A 24,320-nucleotide genomic window follows, 5' to 3' on the forward strand; every position below is an offset into this window, starting at 1 on the left:
AAGATGGCTTCCCCACGGCAGTTCATCAGGGCTAAATCAAACTAGCCGACATGTCCGGCGAAACGGGGTGCACTCCATTTGCACCAAAAGTGGCCTTTGTCACCTTCGTCGGTGGGATATGGTTGTGCCGCATCTCAGCAAAGGGGAACGTCATGAAATTTGCTGCTGCATCTGCTATAAGCTTCGCGATTGCTGGCATCTTTGCTGGTCAAACCATCGCGGCCTCGCTCCCGAAGGGAGCGTCAGAACTACCGTCCGACGAAGTTAAGGCGATGTATGCGGGCAAGTCCGCCGATTGGAAGAGTGTCCGTGTCTATTTCGATCCGGAGGGGACGGCGAAGCTCGTTCGAAAAGACAAGAAGGCTTATGGCGAAGGGCAATGGACCGTCAGCGGAAATCAGATGTGCATGACTATCAATCCGATTGATGTCGCCAAAGGCAAGAGGAAGGCAATCAAGGATTGCTACTCCTGGTACCAGTCGGGTGGCCGGTATTTCATGCGTTGGTCAGGCGACGATGGCAAGGATGATGCCTATCGAGACGATGAACCGTCACGACTCTCCGAGGGGGATAATGTGTCCAAGGACTTCGCCGCTCTTGAAGGGAGTTGAGGCATTACCTCTGCACGCGCTCCGAGCTTACGAGAGCCGTCCCGTGCGGGTTCCAGGTGGACAACTGCGTTCGCGAGGCAGGTAGGGCGAGTATCGCCGCCACCTACTGGTTCACCTGATGTCAGCGGCGCTCAGGAACCCAGACCCGGCGACCGTCACGGATGATCCATCGGCCGTCACGGACGTTCTCGTACCGGGAGCGACGATCGCGATTCCGGTCACCATCCCAGTGCCGCCGGCCGTCCCTGTCGCGCCAGCCGTCGCGTCGATCATCACCACTTCGGCGGTCATCGTAATCTCGAACTCGATATCGGTCGCGGCGACCTCGATCGTGGCGGTCACGGTCCCAGTCGCTGCGGTCCATGCGGTCATAGCGAGGGCCTGAATCGTAGGCTACATAAGATCCTCCTTAGCTGACGCAGCCAGCTGTCGTGAGGCAGACGAGGGTGAGGGCGGATAACGTGATGGTCTTCTTTGTCATGCAGCACCTCCTTGCAGCCCACGGACATGGACTTCAACGCCAGATGGCAACCGCTGGCGGTAACCGATCGCGGCGAACTCAGGGGGGTGAATCAGATGGGATGTTGAAGACGGATCGATCGAACGCGGGTGTGGCAGATCCGATGTGTCGGTAGAGGAGGTTTGCTGGCGCCGCGGTCTGTCGCCCTAAAGCAAAGAAGCCGAACCACTCTATAGCGAGGTTCGGCTTCCCTGATGAAGAAGTGTCCGCGAAAAACAATCGACGCCGTGTGGTTCTGCTGGTTAAGCGACACGAAGGGCCCTTCTTTTTCCGCATCGGATGAAGTCATGACAGCTACCTCCCTCAGTTGCTGAAACAGTAGCATACGCGAGGCGAAGGGGCTGCTGAGAAGATCGCTAAAAGGGGGAAGGGGAAACGCAAAGACGGTCTGATCGAGGGGCGGGGGACCGGGCGGGGGGCCAAGCGGGGGATCGTCTCTGCGTTTCCGGTCGTAGAACTCTCCTAATGTACGACTGTTCCAGGCAATGCTGAAAAAACAGTCAGAGACCGACATGGCGCACTGACTGAATCGCGTGCCTAAAGATCGGCTTCATCCTGGTATCGGTTCAACCTCTCCGCAACCAGTCGTCCAGCGTTGAATGGATTGACGTAAGTGCCAAGGAAGACGCCGAGCTTTCATCCGCCGGCGGATATAGGTCGGGGGATAGAGCCGATCTGGCGCCAAGAAGGTGAGGGCGGGATCTAAAATTTGATAAGGAATCAATCCGCACAAATTCCCCCACACCTTAGGCTTCGGTGCCGGCCGTCGGTCAGACCGCACCAGTGGGTGCAGGCATGGGACTGGGGTCTTTTGCCGATCAGAGCGTCGCAGGTGCCGTCGGTGATGCAGGGTCGAATGGCGTGAGCGGCGAAAGCAGCGAAGGCGGCGACAACCGCTCAAGAGAAGCTGGTGGTCAGCCTGGTAACAGCAACGGCAATGGCAATGGCGCCGCCGGAAGCGAACACGCCAACGGCAACGGTTCGGGCAGCAACGCCGATCGCGGCAACGGTGGAGGTAGAGGAAGGTTGGCAGCAATGGCCAAGGAAAGGGCTTAGCAGATGAGCACGGGCGCGGCCCGGGACATGAGCACGGCCTTGGAAACGGCAATGGACACGGTCCCGGACACGGAAATGGGCACGGACCTGGACATGGGCGTGGCCCCGGACCTGGACATGGTCACGGCCGATGGAAGTGATGCGGCCCTGACTTGGTACATACGCAGCTTCGCTGGTCAGAAAGCGCGGCCTTTCAGTCTCAACACCGACATCCGCATCAACACGAAAACAGCCGAGTAAATTCGAGGAAACACTATGAACAGACTCGTCATCATCCTGATTCTCGCCACCCTTGCCGGATGCTCCACTACGGACAAGTCTCAGTATGAACCGCCGACGACGCTGCCGAGCTACAACTGAGGCATCGTGAGATCGTCAGCGGCATTGAGCAGCATCCGCCAGCGGACCGAAAGAGGATGCGACCGCTGCGGCAAGCAACAGTGTCGCCGAGATTAGTTGGAGCGCGCCATCGGCAACACTCGCCTGGCAGTCGTCGGGCAGCTCTCAAGGGTCAAGAATTCCGTGACGGTGCCAAGGAATATTTCATGTGCCGAATCGTCTTCCATACGAACAGCGTGAGGAACTGTAAGTATGGACTACCAGCGGAGCACATGGGACAGCATGCGGGCGCAAAGAAGCCGAGGAGGGCAGTCCGAAGCCGACGCGCGCGGCGGTGCTCGTGGCCTATATGGGTACGGATACAGGCGGCGTGATCCGGGATCTGTCTCCCAGGGGCGCTGCAGTCGATCCGCAGGGTTACTTTCATGGGATCGTTGGCAGAACCGTCACTCTGAGATGTGACGGCTTGTGCACCGTTGAGGTTAAGTTCCGCTGGTTTCGGAATTGCCGGATTGGCGTGGAGTTCGACGGCTGCTCCAACACGGCGGCTAAGGTGCATGCCTATTCCAAGTATTTTCACAGGGAAGCAATTCTTCAGCCGGCGTGAGGAAGGCGCTCGAGCACCTCGCGTGCGTGCTATGGAATGCCGCACTTTATGTCGTGAGAGCGCAGCGTTCGAAGTGCCGGAATGTCATGGCCAAGATAACACCGAGAAGTCCGGTCGCGGCAACGTAGGCGGGAGCAGTGGTCCATCCGAAGCGGGAGACGATCGTCGCCAGGAGCAGCGGGCCGAGGAACTGACCGATGTTCGTCCCTTGCATGACGAAGCCGCTGATCGTGCTGACCAGGTCTCGGCGCGCCGCGTAATCCGGCAAAGCGCTCATGATCGCTGCCGGCAGGAGCCCGCCTGCGGCCGCGTAGAGAATGGCTGCAGGATAACGCAGGAGAAGCGGCAGTACCGGGCTGAAGACGACGAAGGCGCAAAGCGTCAGCAGCGAGAAGGCGGCGACGATCAGGCACCATCGCGGCGTCCCTCGGCGGATCAGGACGCCGCCGAGAAGGTTGCCGGGGACGTTTGCGATTACAGCGAAGGCTGTCAGCAGCGAGGCTCTCGCGAGTGTAAGCCCCATGTCTTCGATCAGCATGGTCGGCAGAAAGCCGAACACGGACATGAAGCTTGCGCTGTAGAGCAGGAACATTCCAGCCAGTAGCCAGGAGGTCGGCAGTCGAGCGGTCAGCGTGGCGCCCTCGACGATTGTTGCGGATGCAGTGCCACCGCTGCGGCCATCGGAAGACGCCGCCAGCAGTGCGACCAGGGGCACAGACGTGGCAAGTGCTGCGGCTATCCAGGCGGCGCGCCAGCCGAAGGTCGGAAGGAGGAGGGGCGAGGCCAGCATCATGGCGCCGACACCCACCGGCAACCAGCCAGCCCAGGCGGCGAATGCGAGCCCCCGATCATTGGGTGCAGTGGCTGAGGTGATAAGAGCAGGCGCGGCTACGACCGTCAGGATAAGGCCGAAACTTTCGACGATGCGGCTCGCAAACAGCTGCCAAGGCCCGACCGAAGAGGCACCCAGGGCGCTGCCCACGAACAGCAGTGACAGGGCGAGCAGCATGGCGCAGCGATGGGTCAGCTGATCGGCCATGCGCCCGACCACAAGGCCGAGCAGACTGCCCATGAGGCTCACCAGCCCCATCAGCCAGCCGGCTGAGACGAGATCCAGCCCCAGTTCCTCGTGCAGCAGCGGCAGGGCAGGCGGGACCTTCCCGACGTGAAGGGCCGCGGCGGCACCGCCCATGACGGCAATTAGCACCCTGCTCCAGCATGTTTCCATTATCAGCTCCCATGGCCTTTATCGCGCCGCTTGAGAGACACGTGTCCCACTCGTACGGCGCTCCGATTGGTACGTCGGCCAAGCCACGAGGCCAAGGGCATTGACGTCGAATGTATACACTCCTCGTGTATTTTGCTTGCCGAAAAACGAGCGGCCAGGCTAGGCTCGGTAAAAAGACAAAGGGTGAGGAGGACAGGCAGTGGAGGAGACCGGCAGAACAACGCACACGCTGGCGGCGCTTATGGAGTTGCGCAAGCGCATCCTGAACGGAGATTTTCCAGGGGGCACGCGGCTCTTCGAGGTGGCGCTTGCCGAAACGCTGCAGATCTCCCGCACGCCAATCCGTGAAGCGATGTCGCGCCTGGCGGAAGAGGGGCTACTCGACCGGCTGGCAAACGGTGGGTTCGTCGTTCGCAGCTTCACCTTCGCCGATGTGCTCGATGCGATCGAACTGCGGGGCGTGCTCGAAGGCACGGCCGTGCGGCTGGCCGCGGAACGTGGAGCCCCAGCGGACGCGCTCCAGGAGGTTCAGGACGTTCTTGCCCAGCTCGACGCATGCTTCGGAAGCGCACCGAGGGATGTGGATTTCGAAGCCTATTCGGATCTAAACGCCCAATTTCACACGCTTCTTACCGCCCTTTCCGGCAGTGCAGTCCTGCAGCGGGAGATCGAGCGGGCGACGCGGCTTCCGTTCGCCTCACCCTCAGCCTTCCTGTCGGGCCGCACGAACATCGACGTCTTCCGCCAGTCCCTGCAGGTCGCACAGGAGCAGCATCGGGCGCTGGTAGCGGCTATCTCGTCGCGCGAAGGGACGCGGGCCGAGTTCATCGCGCGGGAGCACGCGCGCATTGCCAGGCGCAACCTCGAATATGTGATCCTGGAGAACCCGGATCTGATCGAGCAGGTGCCGGGGCTCGCCCTCCTCAACAGCTGAGGCGTCGGGGGTGACCTCGTTGCGTACACGGAGGCAGCGGGCGTCCGGTCGGACAGGTGGAATCTCCTCTTGAAGTTTCCTCCCAAGTGCGTTGATGTATACATCGACACATTATCTCAGGGAGGAGAGACCGTGACGAAATCCAGCTTGTCTGACGCCATCAACGCGAGCGGCAACGTCGTCGAGATGCTGCGCAACTCCAAGATCGGCATGTATGTCTATCCGGTGGTCGCGCCGGAATTCACCAACTGGCGCGACGAGCAGCGCGCCTGGCGCGAGTCGGCGGTTCTGTTCGACCAGTCGCACCACATGGACGAAGTGATCGTCGAAGGTCCACAGGCCGCTGAGTTCCTCGAGCATGTCGGCATCAACAGCTTTGCGAACTTCGATCTCAACCGCGCCAAGCACTATGTCCCGGTGATGCCTGCGGGTCATGTCATCGGCGACATGATCATCTTCCGGGAGCGCGAGGACAAGTTCATCCTTGTCGGGCGCGCGCCCATGGCAAACTGGGTGCAGTTCCAGCAGGCGATCGGCAAGTGGAACGTGCGCATCCACCGTGATCCGCGTTCGCCCTCGCGTCCGGATGGCAAGGCCGTCTACCGCACCCATTACCGCTTCCAGATCCAGGGGCCGGACGCCCCGAAGATCTTCGAGAAGATGAACGGCGCGCCGGTGCCGGACATCAAGTTCTTCCATGTCGACTGGATCAATGTCGGTTCCAAGCGCGTTCAGGCGCTGCGCCACGGCATGGCCGGTGCTCCGGGGCTGGAGATCTGGGGGCCGTATGCGGATCTCGAATACGTCCGCGGCGTCATCCTGCAGTCTGCCAGGGACGCCGGCGTCGATCTTCATCAGGTCGGTAGCCGCGCCTATTCCACGAACACCCTGGAATCCGGCTGGATCCCGTCGCCGCTGCCAGGTATCTACACCGGCGACGGCATGATGAAAGACTACCGTGACTGGCTCGGCGCCGACAGCTACGAGGCGACGGGTGCGATCGGCGGCAGCTTCGTTTCCAGCAACATCGAAGACTATTACGTCAATCCGTTTGAGCTCGGCTACGGCTTCTATATCGGCTGGAAGTCCGACTTCATCGGCAAGTCTGCGCTGGAGAAGATGAAGGACGGCAGGAACCGCAAGAAGGTCACCTTCGAGTGGAATGCCGAGGATGTGGTGAAGGTGGTCGCCTCTGCGTTCCAGCCGGGCGAGGACCACTACAAGTGGATCGACTTCCCGCAGCCGAACTATGCGTCCACGAGCGCCGACATGGTGATACATGACGGCAAGATGGTCGGCATGTCGATGTTCAACGGCTACAGCTACAACGAGCGCTGCATGCTGTCGCTGGGCGTAGTCGATGCCGATGTGCAGGAAGGCGACGTGTTGACGATGATCTGGGGTGAGCCGAACGGCGGCACCGGCAAGACGTCGACGGAGCGTCACAAGCAGGCGGAGATCCGCGTTCGCGTGTCACCGACGCCTTACGCTCGTGAGGCTCGCGAGAATTACGCGGAAAGCTGGCGCACGAAGCGGGCGAGCTAAGCCAATTTTCCGGCGGACGCGGCAACACGTCCGCCACTCCCATCGTTGACGAGGCAAAGGAGGCGGCGGCTCAGGTCGATTCGCTAAGGGTGAGGCCATGGGAATGACAGGCTTTCCGCGCAAGGACGACGTTTCCGCCGAACCGTCGACGGCAAATGCATTGTTGGCGTGTGGTTCGATCGAGGTGATGCCGCGAACGGCGGCCAAGATCGGCGATTTCCGTGGCCTGTTGCGCCCGGGCACGCGGGTCTATATCGCCCACATCAACGGGACTCTGATCGACGACATGGTGGCGGCAGCCAGGCGGCTGACGGATGAGGGCTTTGCCCCCATGCCGCACCTGCCGGCCCGCATCATTCCCGATCGCGACACATTGGAGAGTTGGGTTCGTCGATACCGTGAAGAGGCGGGGGTCACACAGGCCCTGCTGCTCGGTGGCGGCGTGGCGCAGCCGTCGGGAGAGCTCGACAGCTCCATGGCGATGCTGGAGACGGGGATCTTCGACCGGCTTGGCTTCACGCGGTTGCATGTGGCCGGGCATCCTGAAGGCAATAAGGACATCGACATTGAGGGCGGAACGCTGCGCGTGGACGATGCGCTGCAGTGGAAGCAGAGATTTTCCGAACGCACGGATGCGCAGATGGCGATCGTGACCCAGTTTGCCTTCGATGCAGTACCCGTGATCACCTGGGCGGAGCGGTTGGAAGCCGTTGGGATCCGGTTGCCGATCCATGTAGGGGTTGCGGGTCCGACGAAGCTCCAGACGCTCATCAAGTTTGCTGTGGCGTGCGGGGTCGGGCCCTCGCTCAGCGTGTTGCAGAAGCGGGCGCTCGATTTCCGCAAGCTGCTGGTGCCCTATGAGCCGACGGATTTCCTGGCCGATATCGCGGCCTACAAGGCAAAGCGTCCCGAGAGCTTGATCGAGCAGATCCACGTCTTCCCGCTCGGCGGCATCCAGGCAAGTGCCCAGTGGCTTTCCCGACTGCCGGACGAGGCACGGTGCGATCAGCGATAGCTTTGACTGCGTACTGGTTGCCGTCTCGCCACCGAACCGATAATCGAATGCGGTCACATCATGCGATCGGAGCCGCCTTGTCCTCCTCACATCCCGATTTTACCCGGAGCTATTCGGGTTTCCTGTTCGATATGGACGGGACCATCCTCAATTCCATGGCAGCCGCAGAGCGGGTCTGGGGGCGCTGGGCCACGCGTCACGGACTGGACCTGGAGACCTTCCTCCCGACCATGCACGGCAAGCGCGGCATTGACACGATCACCGGGCTCAACCTGCCGGGGATCGATCCGGCGGCGGAAGCCGAAGAAATCCTGCGCGGTGAGATCGAGGATGTGGAAGGCGTGGTCGCGCTGGACGGCGCAGCGGATTTCCTGGCCTCCCTGCCTTGTGAGCAGTGGGCGATCGTTACCTCCTCGCCCATCGAACTGGCACGGGCACGGTTGCAGGCGGCAGGGCTGCCGCAGCCGCGCCTGATGGTCACGGCCGAGGACGTGAAGGTCGGCAAACCGGATCCGCAATGCTACCTGCTCGGCGCCGAACGGGTCGGCGTTCGCCCGTCTGAGGCTCTTGTTTTTGAAGACGTCATGGCAGGAGTCACGGCCGGAGAGGTCGCGGGGTCGGACGTTGTCGTGATCACGGCGACGCATCGGCACCTGATGGAAACCCGGCACCCCCGCATCCGCGACTATGCCGACGTCACGGTCAAGGTCGGTCAGGACCGCCGGCTCTCGATCGTGCCGCGCTAGTCCGTTTCCGTTGGCGATTGGGCGGCTTCCTTGCCCGAGCGCTTCATGAACGTCACCGTCGCCAACCAGAGGACTACCCCCAACCCGATCAGGCTGGCGCCAATCGCGTACTGGATCGGATCGCGTCCCGTCCACGGCCCGGCGAGAAAGGCACAGCAAATTGCGCCGAGGACGGGCAGGGGGGTCGGCGTGCGGAAGTGCTTATGCGACACCTGGTCTCGACGCAAAACAAGGACGGCGATGTTGACGACCGTGAAGACGCACAGCAGCAGGAGCGACGTCGTGCCGCCCAACTCGGGTACGCCGCCAGCGAACAGGATCAGTGCCACGGCGAGGATGGTAGTGAAGATGATGGCGACGTCGGGCGTCCGCCGCTCCCCATGCACATGGCCGAAGATCGACGGCAGCACAGTCTCGCGGCTCATACCGTAGATCAGGCGGCTTGCCATCAGCATGTTGATCAACGCGGAGTTTGCGACAGCGAACATGGTGATGATGCCGAAGATGCTGACCGGGAAAGCCGGTGCGCCCGCCTGCACGACCTTCAGCAGCGGCGTTTCGCCTTCGCCGAGTTCGGCGGCCGGTACCAGCGTGATGGCCGAGATGGAGACGAGGACGTAGATCGCCCCGGTGATGCCGAGGCCGGTCAGCAGTACCTTTGGAAACATCCGTGAGGGATCCTTCGTCTCCTCGGCCATGTTGACCGAGTCTTCAAAACCGACCATCGCAAAGAAGGCAAGCGTGGTAGCGGCGATCACGCCCCATACCATGCCGCGCTCGCCAGGTGCCTCAAAACTCCAGGCGCGCGACACGTCTCCCTGGCCACGCGCGATCGCCCATGCGCCGATCGCGATGATGATCAGCAGGCCCGAAAGCTCGACCAACGTCAGCACGACGTTCATCTTCACGCTCTCGCTCACGCCGCGAAGGTTCACGAGGGCGACCAGCGCGATGAAGAGCGAAGCGATCAGCGGCACGCCCCAGGCGCCGCTCTCGAAGCCGAAGGAGGTGGCGAAGTTCGCGGCGAAGGCGCGTGAGGCCGTGGCTGCCGATGTTATGCCCGACGACATCACGGCGAAGGCGACGAGGAAGGTCACGAAGTGGATGCCGAAGGCCTTGTGCGTGTAGAGCGCGGCACCGGCGGCCTTCGGGTATTTCGTGACCAGCTCCAGATAGCTACAAGCGGTGAGGATGGCGACGACGAAGGCGATCAGAAACGGCAGCCAGACAACGCCGCCGACCTCAGCGGCGACCTCGCCTGTCAGGGCATAGATGCCGGTCCCCAGCACGTCACCGATTATGAACAGCAGCAGGAGGCCCGGACCCATGACCCTCTTCAGCTGCGTTTTGTTCTTGCTGTCTTCCTGCTGGGCGATCGCCATTGCTGCTTGTCTCCAGCTGCTTCTTCTTTATCAGCTAGAGCAGGTCCCGACTAAGAGAAGGGATTTCCATTCAGGCAGTTGCGGGGGCGATATTCTGGTCATTGATGGATCGGATCCGTCCAAGGCACATCCTCGGGCTTCTCGACAGGTTCGATATCAAGATTGACGACGACCGGCTCCTGGCCGGAACGGAACAGAACGCATTCCAGGGTCTCCTCGCGGCTGGCATTAATCTCCTGGTGCGGCACGAACGGTGGGACGTAGATGAAGTCGCCGGGGCCGGCCTCGGCGACATATTCCAGCTTGTCGCCCCAGCGCATCCGCGCCTGGCCCTTCAGCACATAGATAATGCTTTCAAGTTCGCCGTGATGGTGCGCACCGGTCTTTGCATTGGCGTGGATCGTGACGGTGCCTGCCCAGATCTTTTCCGCACCTGCGCGCGCCTTGTTGATGGCGGTGGCGCGATTCATGCCGGTCGTCTGGGCCGTGTTGGGGTCAAAGGAGTTGCCAGGGATCACCTTCACGCCATGCTCGCGCCAGTGGTTCGCGTCATGTCCATGGTCGTGATCCGTCATGGCCTCCTCCTCATATCGATGTCGGGGCTCACTAGCTCTTAGCGAGCAGTGGGTCCGCGAGCCCCTGACCGGCAAGACCGGCTGAGCGAGCTAATGCACACTCCTAGAGGAGTTCAACATCGACCGGGACGAAAAGCAAGCAGTGGTAAGCGAGAGCTTTGCGGATGTACCAATTCGACGCTGCGCCGCTCGTAGACATGTCTGATACAGAGAAGCCCGCCGCGGCAGAACCGGGCGGGCTGCAAGGGCAGGGTCGCTTTTTCCGGTCAGCCGTTAATCCAGGCCTGAACATAGGGCAAGACTTCGTGGCCGCCTTCGTAGAGCATGCGAACAGCAACGTAGACGATGACGGCGAGGCCGACATAGGCGATCCAGCGGTGCCGGTGCAGAAGCTTGGCGACGAAGTTGGCCGCAAGACCCATGAGCGCAATCGAGAGCACCAGCCCGACGATCAGGACCGTCGTGTGCTCCTGCGCTGCACCCGCCACGGCCAGTACGTTATCGAGCGACATGGAAACGTCGGCGATTACGATCTGAATGGCCGCCTGTGCAAAGGTCTTCTGACGGACGTTCAGTTCTTCGGCCTGCTCTTGCGTCGTTGCATTTTCTGCCGCGTGTTCGGCCGAGCGTAGTTCGGTCCACATCTTCCAGCAGACCCAGGACAGCAGGAGCCCGCCCAGCAACTGCAGGCCGACGATCCCGAGGAGGTAGGCGGTCGCGGTCGCGAAGCCGATACGAAGAACGGTTGCGGCGATGATGCCGACGAGAATCGCCTTGTTGCGCTGCTGAGCCGGCAGGCCTGCTGCCGCGAGGCCGATGACGATTGCATTGTCACCGGCAAGCACAAGATCGATAGCAACGACCTGCAAAAGTGCAGCCAGCCCGGCCGCCGTGAAAATTTCCATGATTGAGCTGTGACCTCGCGGAATCGCAGGTTGTCTGACAAATGCGAGCCTCAGAAAGGCATTTCCATTGACATGGCAAGCGAAAACTTCAGCAGCAGCAACATGGTTCCGGTGATCGTGCTGAACGCTTGAGGCTGGCGAAGTTCGCCGCCGTCGCCTATATGCCGCGCCAATGTGTTGCCGAAGCAACGTCCCTGGCCTCCAGGACTTCCGGACGTTCCTGCAGCATCGGCAGATCATGGAGTTTGACATGTCAGTTCAGAAGGCTGTTGTCCTCATTGTCGAGGATGAGCCGATTATACGCTTCACGACCTTGGATGCCCTGGAAGAGGTAGGGCATGTGGTGTTGGAGGCCGCCAATGCAGACGAGGCCATGGTTCTTCTGCGCAACCGCTCCGATGTCAACGTCGTCTTCACCGACGTGAATATGGCGGGCTCCATGGACGGCATTCAACTGGCGCAGCGCGTGCGGGCCCTGAGGCCACACATTGGCATCATCATCACTTCCGGTGTCGTTCGTCTCGACCCGATGCTGCTCCCGGCAAGAACTCACTTCCTGCCGAAGCCCTACCAGCACGACATGGTACTCTCGGCAATCCACTCTCTGCTGCAGGCATAAGCAACCGACCGCGCTCGTGGCGCCTTTACTTCTGGCTCCTCCTGGTCATGAATGCTGCCGCAGATGAGAGGAGCTAGCATGACTATCGAACAAGACCTGGCGCGGATTTCACAGCAGGAGCAGACGCTTCGCTTCGATGAGTTCGATCCGGCGACAGCCTGGGAGCTCGGCGCCGTGCTTCGCGAGATGGCGATCGGGCGCCAGGCATCCGTCGTTGTCGATGTTCATTTGCATGCGATGCCCGCCTTCTATTGCGCGCTGCCGGGGACGACCGCCGACAACGCGGCCTGGGTTCGGCGCAAGCGCGCCGTGACGCTGAGGTTCTTCCAGGCAAGCTACGGCATGGGCCTAAAGCTTTCGCAGCAGAACACCACCATGGAGGAGAAGTTCGGCCTGCCGCACGCCGACTTCGCCACCCATGGCGGCAGCTTCCCGATCTTCGTGACGGGCACGGGGTGCATTGGTGCGGTGACGGTGTCCGGTCTGCCGCAGCGGGAGGACCACAACATGGTGGTCGAGGCGCTCTGCCGCATGCTGGGCAAGGATCACGACAGCCTGAAGCTCAGCTGAGGAGGGATGGAATGGCAATCGAGACGTGGCAGGAAATTCTGGATTTCTGGTTTGGCCGCTTGAGCCGCAAGCAGTGGTTCGAGAAATCGGATGAGGTGGACGCGGAGATCGATCGTCGATTTCGCGAGACGCATCTTGCCCTGGCGCGGGGCGGCGTAGAGGAATGGCGGGAGACGCCGGATGGCCGCCTTGCTGCCATCATTGTGCTCGACCAGTTTCCCCGGAACATCTACCGGGGCACGCCGCTTGCGTTTGCGACCGACTGGATGGCCCTGCGGGAGGCGCGGCTTGCTATCGAGGCTGGCGCTGACGAGGGCGTGGCGGTTGACCATCGAGCCTTCATCTATTTGCCGTATGAGCACTCCGAAGATCTTCGCGACCAGCAGCGGTGCGTGGAACTGTTCAAGCGGTTGGGCGACAGCGAGTACCTCGATTACGCAGAGCGGCACCTGGCGGTTATCCAGGAATTTGGCCGCTTCCCTCACCGAAATGCACTTCTCGGTCGCCAATCGACTGACGCCGAACTCGACTATCTGTCGAAGCCCGGCGCCGGTTTCTGATCCAGTCTGTTCTTGATCAGCGTCTGATCATTCGGCCGATCGCAATGAGAATGCAGGCGCCAATAAAGCCTGCGATCAGGTAGCCGATCCAGCCGCCGAGGCTGATGCCGATCAGGCCCAGCAACGCGTTGGCGATGATGGCGCCAACAATGCCGAGCAGGATGTTCATGAGGATGCCCATGTTGCTCTTCATGAACTGCTCGGCGAGCCAGCCGGCGATACCGCCGATGATGATGGCTGCGATCCAGCCGATACCTGCGTCTTCCATGCCTTACCCTCCTGTGGTGGTTGCGCATGGTAACGCCGCAGAATGTTCCAAGTTCCACGCGCGTCGCGTTGCTTCATCTTCCTTTCGTCTCGAACTGGAACTAGCGTCTGCTGCGATTCTTCTGAAACGGGATCCGGAATGGCCGCCTCTTCTTTGCTTCAATCTCTCCTGATGCGTACGCTCTTGTTGCTTTTCCTGCTTGCGGGAGGGGCTGCTGCCGACTGGACGTCTTCGCTCATCCCTCAAGCGGCTGCACAGGATGCCGGCGGTGACGTCACGTTGGATTCGATCAACACCGAGATGCGCCAGAAGCTCGACTCCATCCGCGAGGAACTGGACCGTTTTGGCCAGGCGATACAGCAGGACATGCGCGACGATGCGCGCCTGGCGGAGCTTCGGGTTTCGGCGGAAGAGATCATCGGCGAGATGCGGGCGGCATCGGACGCGCTTGGGACGCGCGTCCAGCAGATCCAGGGTCGCCTGGATGTGCTTGGCGAGCCGCCGCAGAACGGGCAACCGCCGGAGCCGGCCCTTGTCAGCGAAGAGCGCAACCGGCTCCTGAATGAGCGGGCGGAGATCAATGCGATCGTCGAGGATGCGCAGACGTTGTCCGGTGCTGCGGACCGTGTTGCAAACCACATCACCACCATCCGCCGCGATCTGTTTGCCCAGACGCTGTTCCGACATACGGAGCTCTCGCTCAATCTCTTCGCCGAGGCAGGTGATGCGGTTATCGTCGAGGTGCAAAGGCTCGGCAATGCCATTGGCAGCTGGCTGAGTTTTGCACTCCGCTTCAAGGCGCCCTCGCTGTTCGGCGCGATCGCGCTGTCGCTAGTGGCCGGCCTCGTCATCCTGTCTGCAGGCTACCGCGTTTTTGGTCGCTTCATACGCCGGAACAACGACGAGGGCCGGCCTTCCTATCTCAAGCGCCTGACGGTTGCCTTCTGGTCGACGGTCGTCAGCACGATGTCGCTTGCGGCCTTCCTGTTCGCGTCCCACCTGTTTCTCGATGGCTTCAGCGTCCTGCGCCCCGACGTGGCGCCTATCATGGCTTCCCTGTTCGGTTTCATCTGGTTCGTCTATTTCGTCTCGCGGCTGACGCATGCGGTTCTGGCGCCTGACGAGCCAGACTGGCGTCTGGTAAGACTGACCGACCGTGGCGCGCGCCTGATCGGCTGGGCCGTTATCCTTATGGCGGTGGTGAACGGTCTCGACTACTTCCTTGGAACGATCAGCGAAACGCTGAACTCGCCGCTCGTCCTGACGATCACCAAGAGCGTCATCGCCTCGACGATCATCGGCCTTATCCTTCTCGCGCTGTCCTTCATGCGCCCGGTCATGCCGACCGATGGCGATCCGACGGAGCCTGGCAAGCCTTGGCCGCGTTTCCTGCCGCTTCTGCTGCGACTGATGGGCGGCCTGCTGATCTTCGCCGTCATCGCCGGCTATGTCGGGTTTGCCCGCTTCGTTGCGACCCAGATCGTGCTGACGGGTGCAGTGCTGGTGACCATCTATGTCGGCCTGCTCACGGGCAAGGCCGTTTCGCGGCAAGGAGTGTTCGGCCGAACGGTGCTTGGACAACGGCTCGGTGAGCGCAGAGGCTGGGGCGAGGTGACGCTCGACCAGATCGGTCTCGTAGCCGGGCTTGCGATCTACGCATTCGCTTTGATGATCGGGGTGCCGCTGATCCTGCTCACCTGGGGCTTCCAGATCGCCGATATCGAGTCGTGGTTCTATCGCTTCTTCACCGAGATCACGATCGGCAACATCACCATCTCCCTGGTCGGCATCGTCGGCGGAATCCTGCTGTTTGCTGCAGGCTATGTCGTCACACGCTGGGTCCAGAAATGGGTTGACGGCAATGTGATGGCGCGCAGCCAGGTGGATGCCGGCGTTCGCAACTCAGTGAAGACCGGCATCGGCTATCTCGGCATTGGCCTGGCGGTGATCGTCGGCGTATCCGCGGCAGGCATCGATCTTTCAAGCCTCGCCCTGGTCGCCTCCGCGCTCTCGGTTGGGATCGGTTTCGGCCTGCAGAATATCGTTTCCAACTTCGTGTCCGGATTGATCCTGCTGGTCGAGCGACCGTTCAAGGTTGGCGACCACGTGGTTACCGGTACCACAGAAGGCATCGTCAAGCGGATCTCCGTGCGCGCAACCGAGATCGAGACGTTCCGCAAGCAGTCGATCGTCGTGCCGAACTCCGACCTCATCAACGCGCCGGTCGGCAACTGGACCCACCGCAACAAGGTGCAGCGGTCAGAGATTCCCGTATCTGTCGCCTACGGCACGGACCCGGAAAAGGTGATTGCGATCCTGCTGGAGATTGCCAATGCGCGACCGGAAGCGCTGCGCAATCCGGAGCCGCACGTGGACTTCCTCGCCTTCGGCGCATCCTCGCTCGATTTCGAACTGCGCTTCTGCCTGGCGGACTATTCCGACGGCATCCGCATCCGCGCCGAGGTGCGCATCGAGATCCTCAAGCGCTTCGAGCATGAAGGGATCGAGATCCCCTATGCTCGCCAGGACATCATGATCCTGCCGCGACCGGGCCGCGAGGAGAAAAAGCAGGCACCCGAGCCGGCGGATGTCGTTGAGGAGGGCGGCGACGTCTGACCATACGAGAGCCGTCGCGGCCAAGCTTTTCACATGTCGTAATCAGGCGTTTGGTCCTGTGACCGGACCTGCATAGTCCGGGTTCGAGATCAGCGCCGTCTTGATTGCGCGGCCAATGCGAGGGGTTCCTTTCGATGAAGACAGATGCGCGAGCCGTGGTGATCGGGGGCGGCGTGGTGGGCGTTTCGACGCTCTATCATCTGGCCAGGAAGGGCTGGAGCGACAGTGTTCTCATCGAGCGCAAGGAACTGACGTCAGGCTCCACCTGGCACGCAGCCGGGCTCTTGCCGCTCTTCAACCTGTCCTATTCGGTTGGCCAGCTGCACAAGTATTCCGTCCGTTTCTACGAGGAACTGCAGCAGGAGACCGGCATGAATGTCGGCTTCTCCAAGGTCTCCAACATCCGGCTCGCCCGCACGAAGGACCGCTGGGACGAGTACATGTATTACGCCGGCATTGCCGAAACGATCGGCGTGAAGGTGAACGTCCTGACGCCGGAGCAGGTGAAGGAAGTCTGGCCGCTTTGCGACACCGAAGGACTGCTCGGCGCCATCCAGCATCCGGACGATGGGTATATCCAGCCGGCGGACCTGACCCAGGCATTGGCCAAGGGGGCGCGCGACCGCGGCGCCACCATCTACCGCAACACCACGGTCACCGCGATCGCGCAACAGGCGGACGGGCTGTGGAAGATCACCACAGACAAGGGCGAGATCACCGCGGAGCACGTCATCTCCTGCACCGGCAACTTCGCCCGCAAGACCGGCCAGATGGTCGGCATAAACGTTCCGGTCATCCCCGTCGAGCACCAGTACATCGTGACCGAGGCCCATCCCGCCATCCAGGAGCGCCGCAGGCAAGGGCTGCCGGAGATGGGGGTCTTACGCGAGTCCGACAGCGCCTGGTACATGCGCGAGGAGGCAGGCGGCCTGATCCTTGGCCCGTATGAGGTGGGCGCACCTGTTTGCTACGTCGACGGTCCGTCGGACGACAGCGAATACGAGCTCTTCCAGGAGGATCTCGACCGGCTGATGCCGCATATCGAGGCAGCAATTGTCCGTGTTCCGGCCTTTGGCGAGGTCGGTATCAAGAAGGTCTACAATGGCGCCATCGCCTATACGCCGGACGGCAATCCAATCGTGGGACCGGCGCCGGGCCTGAAGAACTTCTGGCTGAACGAGGGGCATTCGTTCGGCATCACTGCCGCTGGCGGCGCCGGATGGCAGCTTGCCGAATGGGTCGTCGATGGCGAGCCGACGGTCGACCTGATGGGCGTCGACCCGCGCCGCTTCGGCCCCTATGCGACGGAAGGCTACCTCATCGCCAAAAACGAGGAGGCCTATGCCAATGTCTTTACCATGCATTATCCGGACGAGGAGCGCGCGGCTGCACGCCCGCTGAAGACGACGCCCATCTATGACCGCCTGAAGAAGCTCGGCGGTGTCTTCGGCGCCGTCTATGGCTGGGAGCGGGCCAACTGGTTCGCGCCGGCCGGCTACGAGCTGCCGGAGAGCGAGAAGGGCGTCGGCGCCGACGTCATCACAAACCACAACTATGCAGCACCCCTTGAAGATGGCCGCGTGGTGGAGAAGTGGTCCTTCCGCCGCTCCAACTACTGGGAGCATGTCGGCAACGAGGTCAAGAACGTCCACGAGAATGTTGGCGTGCTCGACATGTCGCCGTTCGCCAAGATGGAGGTGTCCGGACCCGGCGCACGCGAGTGGCTTGACTCAATCTTCGCCAATGCCATCCCAAAGAAGCGCGGCCGCATCGCGCTGGCCCATATTCTGACGCCCGCCGGCGGCGTGCGGGCGGAATTCACCATATACGAGTGGGCGCAGGGCCGGTTCTACATGGTCTCTGCCGGTGGCCTCGAGGCGCACGATCACGACCTACTCTGGCGGCTCGCGCCGAAGGATGGTTCCGTCGTCCTGCAGCCGATCACTCAGAAGTATGGCGTGCTGGTGCTCGCGGGTCCAAAGTCGCGCGACGTGCTGAAGAAATTGACCCGCACCAGCCTGGAGAACAAGGACTTTCCCTGGCTCACGGCCAAGCAGATCTCGGTCGGGCTCGCAACCGCGCATGCGCTGCGCGTCAACTTCGTGGGCGAGCTCGGCTGGGAGTTGCACCATCCGATCGAGATGCAGGCCTATATCTTCGACCGGTTGATGGAAGCCGGCGCCGAGCTCGGCATCAAGCCATTCGGCATTCGCGCAATGGGCGCAATGTCGGTCGAGAAGTCCTACCGCAACATGGGTCGCGAACTCTCGATCGAATACAATGCCTACGAGTCCGCTCTCGACCGCTTCATCCGGCCTGAGAAGCAGTTCGTCGGCCACGATGCCTTGCTCGCATACAAGGACCGGGGCCTGAAATGGAATTTCGTGACGTTGATCGTCGAAGGCAATGAGGATGTGGATGCCCGCGGGTCCGAAGCGATCTATAACGGAGCGGGCGAGCTTGTCGGTCGGGCGACGAGCGGCGGCTATGGGTGGCGGATCGGCCAATCCGTGGCGCTTGCCATGGTGAAGCCGGATCACGCGGCTGTCGGCACCCGGCTGAAGATCAAGATCCTCGGCAAGCTCTTTTCTGCAACGGTGGTGCCGGAGAGCCCCTTCGACCCTGACAATGCGGTGCTTCGGGCGTAACCCTCCAGGGTAACTAGACGTTTACTGCGAAGGCGGCTTTCCGGGCGCCTTTGTCTTAATTGCGAATGAGTTAGAGGCTCGATTAACGCTTCTGCAAATCTCGGTCTGCTAGTTGTGCCAGCGGGGGACAGCAACCGACCGAAGGGGTATCATGACTTTCCTTGGCATTTCCGGAATGCAGTATTCCGGGCAATCGCTCGCCGACGCACGCATTCTGCTGGCCGAGGATTCCAACGTCTTCACCTCAATGATCGGAGCACGCCTGAAGGAGCTGTTCGGCATCGAGGTTGAGATCTGCCGCAACTTCGAGGAGCTGCAGCTTGCCTACGACCGTTCAGCGGAACCGGTGACGCTCGCCATTTCCAATATCAACTTGCCGGGAGCCGAGAACGGCGAGGCGCTAGAGTACCTGATCGATCTCAGCATTCCGACAATAGTCTTCACCGGCACCTTCCATGAAGGCATCCGCGACCAGCTCCTGGCCAAGGATATCGTCGACTACATCCTGAAGGACAACGTCTTTGCGGTCGACATGCTGGCCGAATCCGTCGCTCGCTTCCTCACCAACCATCGTCACCATGTGCTGATCGTCGACGATAGCCCGACGGCGCGCGCGCTTCTGACGAGCCGCCTGAAGCGCTTCAACTTCCGCGTCAGTGCCGCCGAAAGCGGTGCAAAGGCGCTTGAGATTCTGAAGAAGAACCCGGACCTCGGCCTGGTGGTCACCGACTACAACATGCCTGACATCGACGGTTTCGAACTGACGCGCCGCATCCGCTCCGTGCGCGGATCACATGAGCTGCGCATCATCGGCGTTTCATCGTCGTCCAACCGCCTTCTGTCGGCGCGCTTCCTGAAGGCCGGCGGAAACGACTTCATGCTGCGCCCGTTCATCGACGAGGAGTTCTACTGCCGCGTCAACCAGAACCTCGACACCCTCATCCAGATCCGGTCGATGCAAGGGGATCGCAAGCCGGCTGCAGCGTGAGCTTGCAGGGCGTCGCGCTTTAGGCTGCGATAGCCATTTTCGAGCTTGCAACGGTGAGCTTCCGTTCGGCGCGCTCCTGCTGCGGCGAGCGGTTGTATACTTCGCGGTAACACTTGGAGAAGTGCGAGGCCGAGACGAAGCCGCAGGCGACGGCCACCTCGACCACCGGCATCGACGACTGCACCAAAAGATGGCGCGCGCGGTCAAGCCGGATTTCAAGATAATAGCGGGCTGGGGAGCGCCCCATTTCCTGCCGGAAGAGCCGCTCGATCTGCCGTCTTGACAGCCCGGCATCCTCGGCAATCTCAACGAGGGAGAGCGGCTCGGAGAGATTGTTCTCCATGAGCTCGATGATCGACAACACCTTGCCGTTCTGCACGCCGAGGCGCGCCCTCAGCGGCAAACGCTGGCGATCATGCGGACTGCGCACGCGATCCGTCAGTTGTTGCTCGCAGACCCGGTTGACGAGGTTTTCGCCGAAATCCTGTCCGATCAGGTTGAGCATCATGTCAAGCGATGCGGTACCCCCGGCGCAGGTATAGATGTTGCCGTCCACCTCGTAGAGATCCGCATAGACCTCCGCCTGGGGATATGCCTCCGAGAAGCCAGGCAGGTTTTCCCAATGGATGGCGCAGCGCTTGCCGTTTAAGAGTCCGGCTTGGGCAAGGACGTGGGCGCCGGTACAAAGGCTGCCGACCGCGACATTGCGGTTATAGGTCTCGCGCAGCCAGGCGTTGACCGTCTTGTTGCTGTACTGATCGACGGCGATCCCTGAACAGACGAGCACCATGTTGGGCCGGTTCTCGCCGCCGAGGTTCTTGCGCTCATCTGCGACCGAGGTATCGACCTCCACCGAAATTCCGGCGGAGGATGCGACCTTCTGTCCGTCGGAGGAACAGAGCCGCCAGTCATAGGCCCGGTAGCCCAGCATCCGATTGGCGATCCTCAAAGTTTCCACCGCTGCCGTGAAGGGCAGCATGGTGAATTCCGGCACAAGAAAGAAGACGAGGGTCCGTTTAACCGGCTGGTGCGTGCTGCTCACATTCATGCCTCGGCTCCTCAACTCTCGCCATGGCCAACCCCTTTATTTGCGACACTGACATGAAATTTCGCAGCGGAGAAGGGGGCCCAAAGGGTGCGAAGAACTATTTTTGCGACAAACAGATGACGATGGATCCGTAGCCGAGGAGCATTTCTGAACAGCTCCGTCCGCACCGTGGCGGCGCGCACGGAGCTTGACCTCAGTGAAGAGGATTGTCTTGGGACCGAGGGGTGTCTGCAGCCGGCCAGCCGATATCCTTGCGGATTTCCGCCGGTAGCGATTCCAGCATTCTTTCGGTCCGACGATGACGCCATTCCGCCTGCACGTGCAGGGCAAAGCGTGTCAGGGGGCGCGTCAGGCCGCGGATGCGAGAGCCTGTAAGCCGTGCTGTTGTTGAGGACAATGCCATGGTGTTTCTCCTTCATTTTCAATGGAGAGTGACACGGGTTACGCATCAAACAACATGATGAAGATGATGCTTCTCATGACTTTTTGTGGCGCATCATCTCGGGTGCCGCTTCCATGGTTGCATTCTCTCCCTGGATTGACGTTCAATCAAACGAAATGATATGGTGTTTAATATCAGATTTATTGATTGAGGTGGCCATGCCTACACCATTTCGCCCGCCGCTGCCGTTGTTGGACAACGACGTCCTGCGCACGTTCGTCGCCATTGCGGAGACCGGGAATTTTTCCAACGCCGCCGAGGTCGTCCTGCGTACGCCATCGGCTGTCTCGATGCAGATCAAGAAGCTGGAAGAGCAGCTGAAGACGACACTTTTCCTGCGCGACGCCCGGTCGGTGAGTCTGACACAGCATGGCGAGATGCTGCTTTCCTATGCGCGGCGGATGATTGCGCTATCCAATGAGGCTGTCTCTCGCTTTGTCATGCCCGACCTTGCCGGGATCGTCCGGTTGGGTGCGCCCGACGACATCGCCGAACGCCTTCTTCCGCGCATCCTGAAAGACTTTGCGGAGACCTTCCCGAGCATCATGGTCGACGTCACCGTCGACATGAGCTCGGCCTTGCGCAAGCGAATTGAGGAGCAGCGCCTCGACCTCGCGCTGTTCAATTGCAATCCGCGCTCCTTTCCCAATTTCGGCGAGGTGATCCACACGGAAAAGCTGGTCTGGGCGGGCGCGAAGTGCGGCAATGCCCATCTGCGGGATCCGCTGCCGATCTCCGTCTGGGAGGAGGGCTGCGTCTGGCGTCAGGATGCCATCAGCCAGCTGGAAAAGCAGAAGCGACCCTACCGCGTCGCCTATGCCAGTGCTCATTCCATGGCACAGCGGGCAGCGGTGCTGTCCGATCTGGCCATTGCGCCATTCCCGCGCTCCTATGTGACCGACGAGATGGTTGTCCTTGGCCCGCAGGAGAACCTGCCAGAGCTCTTCAGCTTCGATGTACGGCTGCTGACGACGCCGCAGCTTTCGGTCCCGGGCAAGGCGGTTGCCGACAGCATCCGCGATTTCTATGGTCAAATGACGCGCGCAGCCGCCTGATCAGCCGCGGGAGCGGCGGCGCCTTCGCCCGCCGGCCTCACCGGCCTCGTCAAGCACCTTGCGGTCCGGCAGCGTGACCACAGATGCTAGGTTCGGGAAGCTGTCGACCTTGTTTGGAAGCGCCATCGCGTGCACGAAGAGCTCCTGAAATCTTGGTTCAAGCGCCGTCTCTATCTTCTCGATCTTTCTCACCGTTTGCTCGATCTCGCGGCGATAGTCGCGGTTCAGCAATGCCATCAACCCGCCGGTTCCCGCAGCATTGCCGACCGCCTTCACCTCCGCCAGGTCACAATCCGGGATGAGCCCCAGGACCATAGCGTACTTGGGATCGATGAAAGAGCCGAAGGCGCCGGCGAAGCGGATGCTGTCGACGGTGTCGATCCCCTGCTTCTCCATCAGCAGCTTGACCCCGGCATAAAGTGCTGCCTTCGCGAGCTGGATCGCCCGGACGTCGTTCTGCGTCACCGTGATCCGCTGCGCCCCGTCATGCAGCAGATAGGAGAAGGTACGGCCATTCTCGAGGATACGCTCGCTTCGCGCAGCCATCGCACCATCCACGACGCCGTCTTCCGAAATGATCCCGCAGAGATACATTTCCGCGACCACCTCGATGATGGCGGAGCCGCAGATGCCGGTGATGCCGACCTTTTCGGCCTGTTCGGCAAATCCGTCCTCGTCGGACCACTTGTCGACACCGATGACGCGAAACTTCGGCTCCAGCGTCTGCGGGTCGATCCGCACACGCTCGATCGCGCCGGGGGCCGCGCGCTGACCGGACGAGATCTCGGCGCCCTCGAAGGCGGGACCAGTCGGCGACGACGCGGCCACCACGCGATCCTTGTTGCCGAGGATGATCTCGGCATTGGTTCCGACGTCGACCAGCAACATCATCCGGTCCTGCCGGTGCGGACCTTCCGAAAGGGTCGCGCCGGCCGCGTCGGCACCGACATGCCCGGCAATGCAGGGGAGGAGGTAGACGCGGGCGCCGCGGTTGATCGCAAGGGCGATCTCGCGCGACCAGGTGTGGACGGCGCCGGAGACCGCGAGCGCAAACGGTGCCTGTCCAAGCTCTGTCGGATCGATCCCGAGGAAGAGGTGGTGCATGATCGGATTGGCGACGAAGACGGCGTCGAGGATGTTGTTCGGGTCAACGTTGGCCTCGGCGCAGACCTTCACCGTCAGCTCGTTGATCGCCTGGCGTACCGCCTTCGTCATCGCCTCGCGGCCGTCCGGGTTCATCATCACGTAGGACACCCGGCTCATCAGGTCCTCGCCGAAGCGGATCTGGGGGTTCGATGTGCCGGAGGATGCGATGACGCGTCCGGAAAGCAGCGACACGAGATGCATGGCGATCGTTGTCGAACCGATATCGCAGGCGATCCCGTAGGCCTCGTTGTGGAGGCCGGGCCAGAGCGCGATCAGGTTGGGGCGGGCGCCTTCCAGATCGCGATGGATTGCGGCGGTAACGCCCCAGTTGCCCCTGCGCAGGGTCTGCTGGACGTCCGGCATCAGATGCTGGGCGACCAGAATGTCGGTCCAGCCCCAGTCCTTCTCCAACATCAGGTTCAGCCGATCGAGGTCGCCGAGCGGCTTGTGCATGTCCGGCTCGTCCACTTCTACATAGCAGAGCTGGATTGCGGGGTTGCGATCGAACAGCCGGTCAGTCGCGGCCTTGCGGATCACCTGCGCGTTGACGACCGTGTCCTGCGGCACGTCGATGACGAGGTCGCCGAGGATCTGTGCCGAGCAGGAGAGCCGACGGCCTTCGGGGATCGTCCGGACCTCGGCGTACCGCTGCTCCTTGGGACCAACCGGAGAGATGTGGTTGAGCGACGAGGTGATTTTGTGCTTGGCGAAGTTGCCCTGCTGCACCTCGATCTGGCAGCGTCCGCAGGTCGCGCGCCCGCCGCAGACGCTTTCGACGTAGACGCCGAGAGAGCGTGCGGCCTCCAGCACGCTGGTGCCGACTGCAAAGCGTCCCCGTTTACCGGACGGCATGAAGAGGACGAGGGCGTCCCTTTCGGACATTTCGGTCATGATGCC

The 24,320-nt window shown here is 61.6% G+C and carries 22 protein-coding genes; 14 read left to right on the forward strand and 8 right to left on the reverse strand.

The genetic code is table 11. The features are described from left to right. The first annotated feature begins 152 nt into the window (after positions 1–152). Positions 153–611, forward strand: a complete 459-nt coding sequence (locus MUU54_RS03905; RefSeq protein ID WP_247242738.1) for a DUF995 domain-containing protein — start codon at positions 153–155, stop codon at positions 609–611. Positions 612–722: 111 nt separating this feature from the next. Here MUU54_RS03905 and MUU54_RS03910 read toward each other — a convergent pair whose 3' ends face one another. Continuing rightward, positions 723–983, reverse strand: a complete 261-nt coding sequence (locus MUU54_RS03910; RefSeq protein ID WP_247242739.1) for a hypothetical protein — start codon at positions 981–983, stop codon at positions 723–725. Between the two features lie 943 nt (positions 984–1,926). Between MUU54_RS03910 and MUU54_RS03915 the strand changes: the two genes are divergently transcribed. Both MUU54_RS03915 and MUU54_RS03920 read left to right on the forward strand, forming a co-directional pair. After that, positions 1,927–2,187, forward strand: a complete 261-nt coding sequence (locus tag MUU54_RS03915) for a hypothetical protein (protein WP_247242740.1) — start codon at positions 1,927–1,929, stop codon at positions 2,185–2,187. A 3-nt stretch (positions 2,188–2,190) separates the two neighbouring features. After that, positions 2,191–2,427 (forward strand): hypothetical protein, encoded by a 237-nt coding sequence (locus tag MUU54_RS03920; protein WP_247242741.1) that lies wholly within the window; start codon positions 2,191–2,193, stop codon positions 2,425–2,427. A 752-nt stretch (positions 2,428–3,179) separates the two neighbouring features. On the opposite strand, the gene MUU54_RS03925 is transcribed toward MUU54_RS03920, so the two are convergent. Continuing rightward, positions 3,180–4,361, reverse strand: coding sequence for an MFS transporter (locus tag MUU54_RS03925; RefSeq protein ID WP_247242742.1), 1,182 nt, complete (start codon positions 4,359–4,361; stop codon positions 3,180–3,182). A gap of 199 nt (positions 4,362–4,560) precedes the next feature. Here MUU54_RS03925 and MUU54_RS03930 point away from each other — a divergent pair, with 199 nt between their 5' ends. The 4 genes from MUU54_RS03930 (at position 4,561) to MUU54_RS03945 (ending at position 8,601) form a co-directional block, all read left to right on the forward strand. After that, a complete protein-coding gene (locus MUU54_RS03930; RefSeq protein ID WP_247242743.1) occupies positions 4,561–5,295 on the forward strand; it encodes a GntR family transcriptional regulator in 735 nt (244 codons plus the stop codon). Positions 5,296–5,427: 132 nt separating this feature from the next. After that, entirely contained in the window at positions 5,428–6,840 is a 1,413-nt protein-coding gene (gene ligM / locus MUU54_RS03935; protein WP_247242744.1) for a vanillate/3-O-methylgallate O-demethylase, read from the forward strand. 103 nt (positions 6,841–6,943) lie between these two features. Then, entirely contained in the window at positions 6,944–7,855 is a 912-nt protein-coding gene (locus MUU54_RS03940; RefSeq protein WP_247242745.1) for a methylenetetrahydrofolate reductase, read from the forward strand. A 47-nt stretch (positions 7,856–7,902) separates the two neighbouring features. Continuing rightward, positions 7,903–8,601, forward strand: a complete 699-nt coding sequence (locus MUU54_RS03945) for an HAD-IA family hydrolase (protein WP_247242746.1) — start codon at positions 7,903–7,905, stop codon at positions 8,599–8,601. Here MUU54_RS03945 and MUU54_RS03950 read toward each other — a convergent pair. From MUU54_RS03950 to MUU54_RS03960, 3 genes are all read right to left on the reverse strand, one after another. After that, on the reverse strand, positions 8,598–9,983 hold the full coding sequence (locus MUU54_RS03950) for an APC family permease (protein ID WP_247242747.1): 1,386 nt from the start codon (positions 9,981–9,983) through the stop codon (positions 8,598–8,600). The genes MUU54_RS03945 and MUU54_RS03950 overlap by 4 nt on opposite strands. A gap of 98 nt (positions 9,984–10,081) precedes the next feature. Continuing rightward, positions 10,082–10,558 carry a cupin domain-containing protein gene (locus tag MUU54_RS03955; protein ID WP_247242748.1) on the reverse strand — a complete coding sequence of 159 codons (477 nt, stop codon included), beginning with the start codon at positions 10,556–10,558 and terminating at the stop codon, positions 10,082–10,084. A gap of 266 nt (positions 10,559–10,824) precedes the next feature. Further along, on the reverse strand, positions 10,825–11,463 hold the full coding sequence (locus MUU54_RS03960) for a TerC family protein (RefSeq protein ID WP_247242749.1): 639 nt from the start codon (positions 11,461–11,463) through the stop codon (positions 10,825–10,827). A 250-nt stretch (positions 11,464–11,713) separates the two neighbouring features. Between MUU54_RS03960 and MUU54_RS03965 the strand changes: the two genes are divergently transcribed. The 3 genes from MUU54_RS03965 to MUU54_RS03975 all read left to right on the forward strand — a co-directional run bounded on the left by MUU54_RS03965 (position 11,714) and on the right by MUU54_RS03975 (position 13,212). Beyond that, complete coding sequence (locus tag MUU54_RS03965; protein ID WP_247242750.1) at positions 11,714–12,082, forward strand: response regulator; 369 nt, start codon at positions 11,714–11,716, stop codon at positions 12,080–12,082. A 78-nt stretch (positions 12,083–12,160) separates the two neighbouring features. Continuing rightward, positions 12,161–12,652: a heme-degrading domain-containing protein gene (locus MUU54_RS03970; protein WP_247242751.1), complete on the forward strand. Its 492-nt coding sequence runs from the start codon at positions 12,161–12,163 to the stop codon at positions 12,650–12,652. Positions 12,653–12,663: 11 nt separating this feature from the next. Further along, positions 12,664–13,212, forward strand: a complete 549-nt coding sequence (locus MUU54_RS03975) for a DUF924 family protein (RefSeq protein ID WP_247242752.1) — start codon at positions 12,664–12,666, stop codon at positions 13,210–13,212. A 16-nt stretch (positions 13,213–13,228) separates the two neighbouring features. On the opposite strand, the gene MUU54_RS03980 is transcribed toward MUU54_RS03975, so the two are convergent. After that, entirely contained in the window at positions 13,229–13,480 is a 252-nt protein-coding gene (locus tag MUU54_RS03980) for a GlsB/YeaQ/YmgE family stress response membrane protein (protein WP_247242753.1), read from the reverse strand. Positions 13,481–13,618: 138 nt separating this feature from the next. Between MUU54_RS03980 and MUU54_RS03985 the strand changes: the two genes are divergently transcribed. From MUU54_RS03985 to MUU54_RS03995, 3 genes are all read left to right on the forward strand, one after another. Further along, positions 13,619–16,096 carry a mechanosensitive ion channel family protein gene (locus MUU54_RS03985; protein ID WP_247242754.1) on the forward strand — a complete coding sequence of 826 codons (2,478 nt, stop codon included), beginning with the start codon at positions 13,619–13,621 and terminating at the stop codon, positions 16,094–16,096. A gap of 134 nt (positions 16,097–16,230) precedes the next feature. Next, positions 16,231–18,744, forward strand: a complete 2,514-nt coding sequence (locus MUU54_RS03990) for a GcvT family protein (RefSeq protein WP_247242755.1) — start codon at positions 16,231–16,233, stop codon at positions 18,742–18,744. Positions 18,745–18,895: 151 nt separating this feature from the next. After that, positions 18,896–19,732: a response regulator gene (locus MUU54_RS03995; protein WP_247242756.1), complete on the forward strand. Its 837-nt coding sequence runs from the start codon at positions 18,896–18,898 to the stop codon at positions 19,730–19,732. A gap of 19 nt (positions 19,733–19,751) precedes the next feature. On the opposite strand, the gene MUU54_RS04000 is transcribed toward MUU54_RS03995, so the two are convergent. Continuing rightward, entirely contained in the window at positions 19,752–20,780 is a 1,029-nt protein-coding gene (locus MUU54_RS04000; RefSeq protein WP_247242757.1) for a GlxA family transcriptional regulator, read from the reverse strand. Positions 20,781–21,338: 558 nt separating this feature from the next. Between MUU54_RS04000 and MUU54_RS04005 the strand changes: the two genes are divergently transcribed. Next, on the forward strand, positions 21,339–22,277 hold the full coding sequence (locus MUU54_RS04005; protein WP_376742048.1) for a LysR family transcriptional regulator: 939 nt from the start codon (positions 21,339–21,341) through the stop codon (positions 22,275–22,277). Here the strand turns inward: MUU54_RS04005 and MUU54_RS04010 are convergent, their stop codons facing one another. Next, on the reverse strand, positions 22,278–24,305 hold the full coding sequence (locus tag MUU54_RS04010) for an ASKHA domain-containing protein (protein ID WP_376742049.1): 2,028 nt from the start codon (positions 24,303–24,305) through the stop codon (positions 22,278–22,280). Positions 24,306–24,320 lie beyond the last annotated feature (15 nt).

Origin of the sequence: Pseudorhizobium tarimense, from assembly GCF_022968135.1 — a bacterium.
Taxonomy (GTDB): Bacteria; Pseudomonadota; Alphaproteobacteria; order Rhizobiales; family Rhizobiaceae; genus Neorhizobium; species Neorhizobium tarimense.

Coding starts and splice junctions, on each gene's coding strand:
- MUU54_RS03960 (WP_247242749.1), bottom strand. CDS start 11,463: ATGGAAATTTTCACGGCGGCCGGGCTGGCTGCACTTTTGCAGGTCGTT.
- MUU54_RS03925 (WP_247242742.1), bottom strand. CDS start 4,361: ATGGAAACATGCTGGAGCAGGGTGCTAATTGCCGTCATGGGCGGTGCC.
- MUU54_RS03965 (WP_247242750.1), top strand. CDS start 11,714: ATGTCAGTTCAGAAGGCTGTTGTCCTCATTGTCGAGGATGAGCCGATT.
- MUU54_RS04005 (WP_376742048.1), top strand. CDS start 21,339: ATGATATGGTGTTTAATATCAGATTTATTGATTGAGGTGGCCATGCCT.
- MUU54_RS03995 (WP_247242756.1), top strand. CDS start 18,896: ATGACTTTCCTTGGCATTTCCGGAATGCAGTATTCCGGGCAATCGCTC.
- MUU54_RS03985 (WP_247242754.1), top strand. CDS start 13,619: ATGGCCGCCTCTTCTTTGCTTCAATCTCTCCTGATGCGTACGCTCTTG.
- MUU54_RS03940 (WP_247242745.1), top strand. CDS start 6,944: ATGACAGGCTTTCCGCGCAAGGACGACGTTTCCGCCGAACCGTCGACG.
- MUU54_RS03990 (WP_247242755.1), top strand. CDS start 16,231: ATGAAGACAGATGCGCGAGCCGTGGTGATCGGGGGCGGCGTGGTGGGC.
- MUU54_RS04010 (WP_376742049.1), bottom strand. CDS start 24,305: ATGTCCGAAAGGGACGCCCTCGTCCTCTTCATGCCGTCCGGTAAACGG.
- MUU54_RS03910 (WP_247242739.1), bottom strand. CDS start 983: ATGACCGCATGGACCGCAGCGACTGGGACCGTGACCGCCACGATCGAG.
- MUU54_RS03975 (WP_247242752.1), top strand. CDS start 12,664: ATGGCAATCGAGACGTGGCAGGAAATTCTGGATTTCTGGTTTGGCCGC.
- MUU54_RS03920 (WP_247242741.1), top strand. CDS start 2,191: ATGAGCACGGGCGCGGCCCGGGACATGAGCACGGCCTTGGAAACGGCA.
- MUU54_RS03915 (WP_247242740.1), top strand. CDS start 1,927: ATGGGACTGGGGTCTTTTGCCGATCAGAGCGTCGCAGGTGCCGTCGGT.
- MUU54_RS03950 (WP_247242747.1), bottom strand. CDS start 9,983: ATGGCGATCGCCCAGCAGGAAGACAGCAAGAACAAAACGCAGCTGAAG.
- MUU54_RS03945 (WP_247242746.1), top strand. CDS start 7,903: ATGCGGTCACATCATGCGATCGGAGCCGCCTTGTCCTCCTCACATCCC.
- MUU54_RS03955 (WP_247242748.1), bottom strand. CDS start 10,558: ATGACGGATCACGACCATGGACATGACGCGAACCACTGGCGCGAGCAT.
- MUU54_RS04000 (WP_247242757.1), bottom strand. CDS start 20,780: ATGAATGTGAGCAGCACGCACCAGCCGGTTAAACGGACCCTCGTCTTC.
- MUU54_RS03980 (WP_247242753.1), bottom strand. CDS start 13,480: ATGGAAGACGCAGGTATCGGCTGGATCGCAGCCATCATCATCGGCGGT.
- MUU54_RS03905 (WP_247242738.1), top strand. CDS start 153: ATGAAATTTGCTGCTGCATCTGCTATAAGCTTCGCGATTGCTGGCATC.
- MUU54_RS03970 (WP_247242751.1), top strand. CDS start 12,161: ATGACTATCGAACAAGACCTGGCGCGGATTTCACAGCAGGAGCAGACG.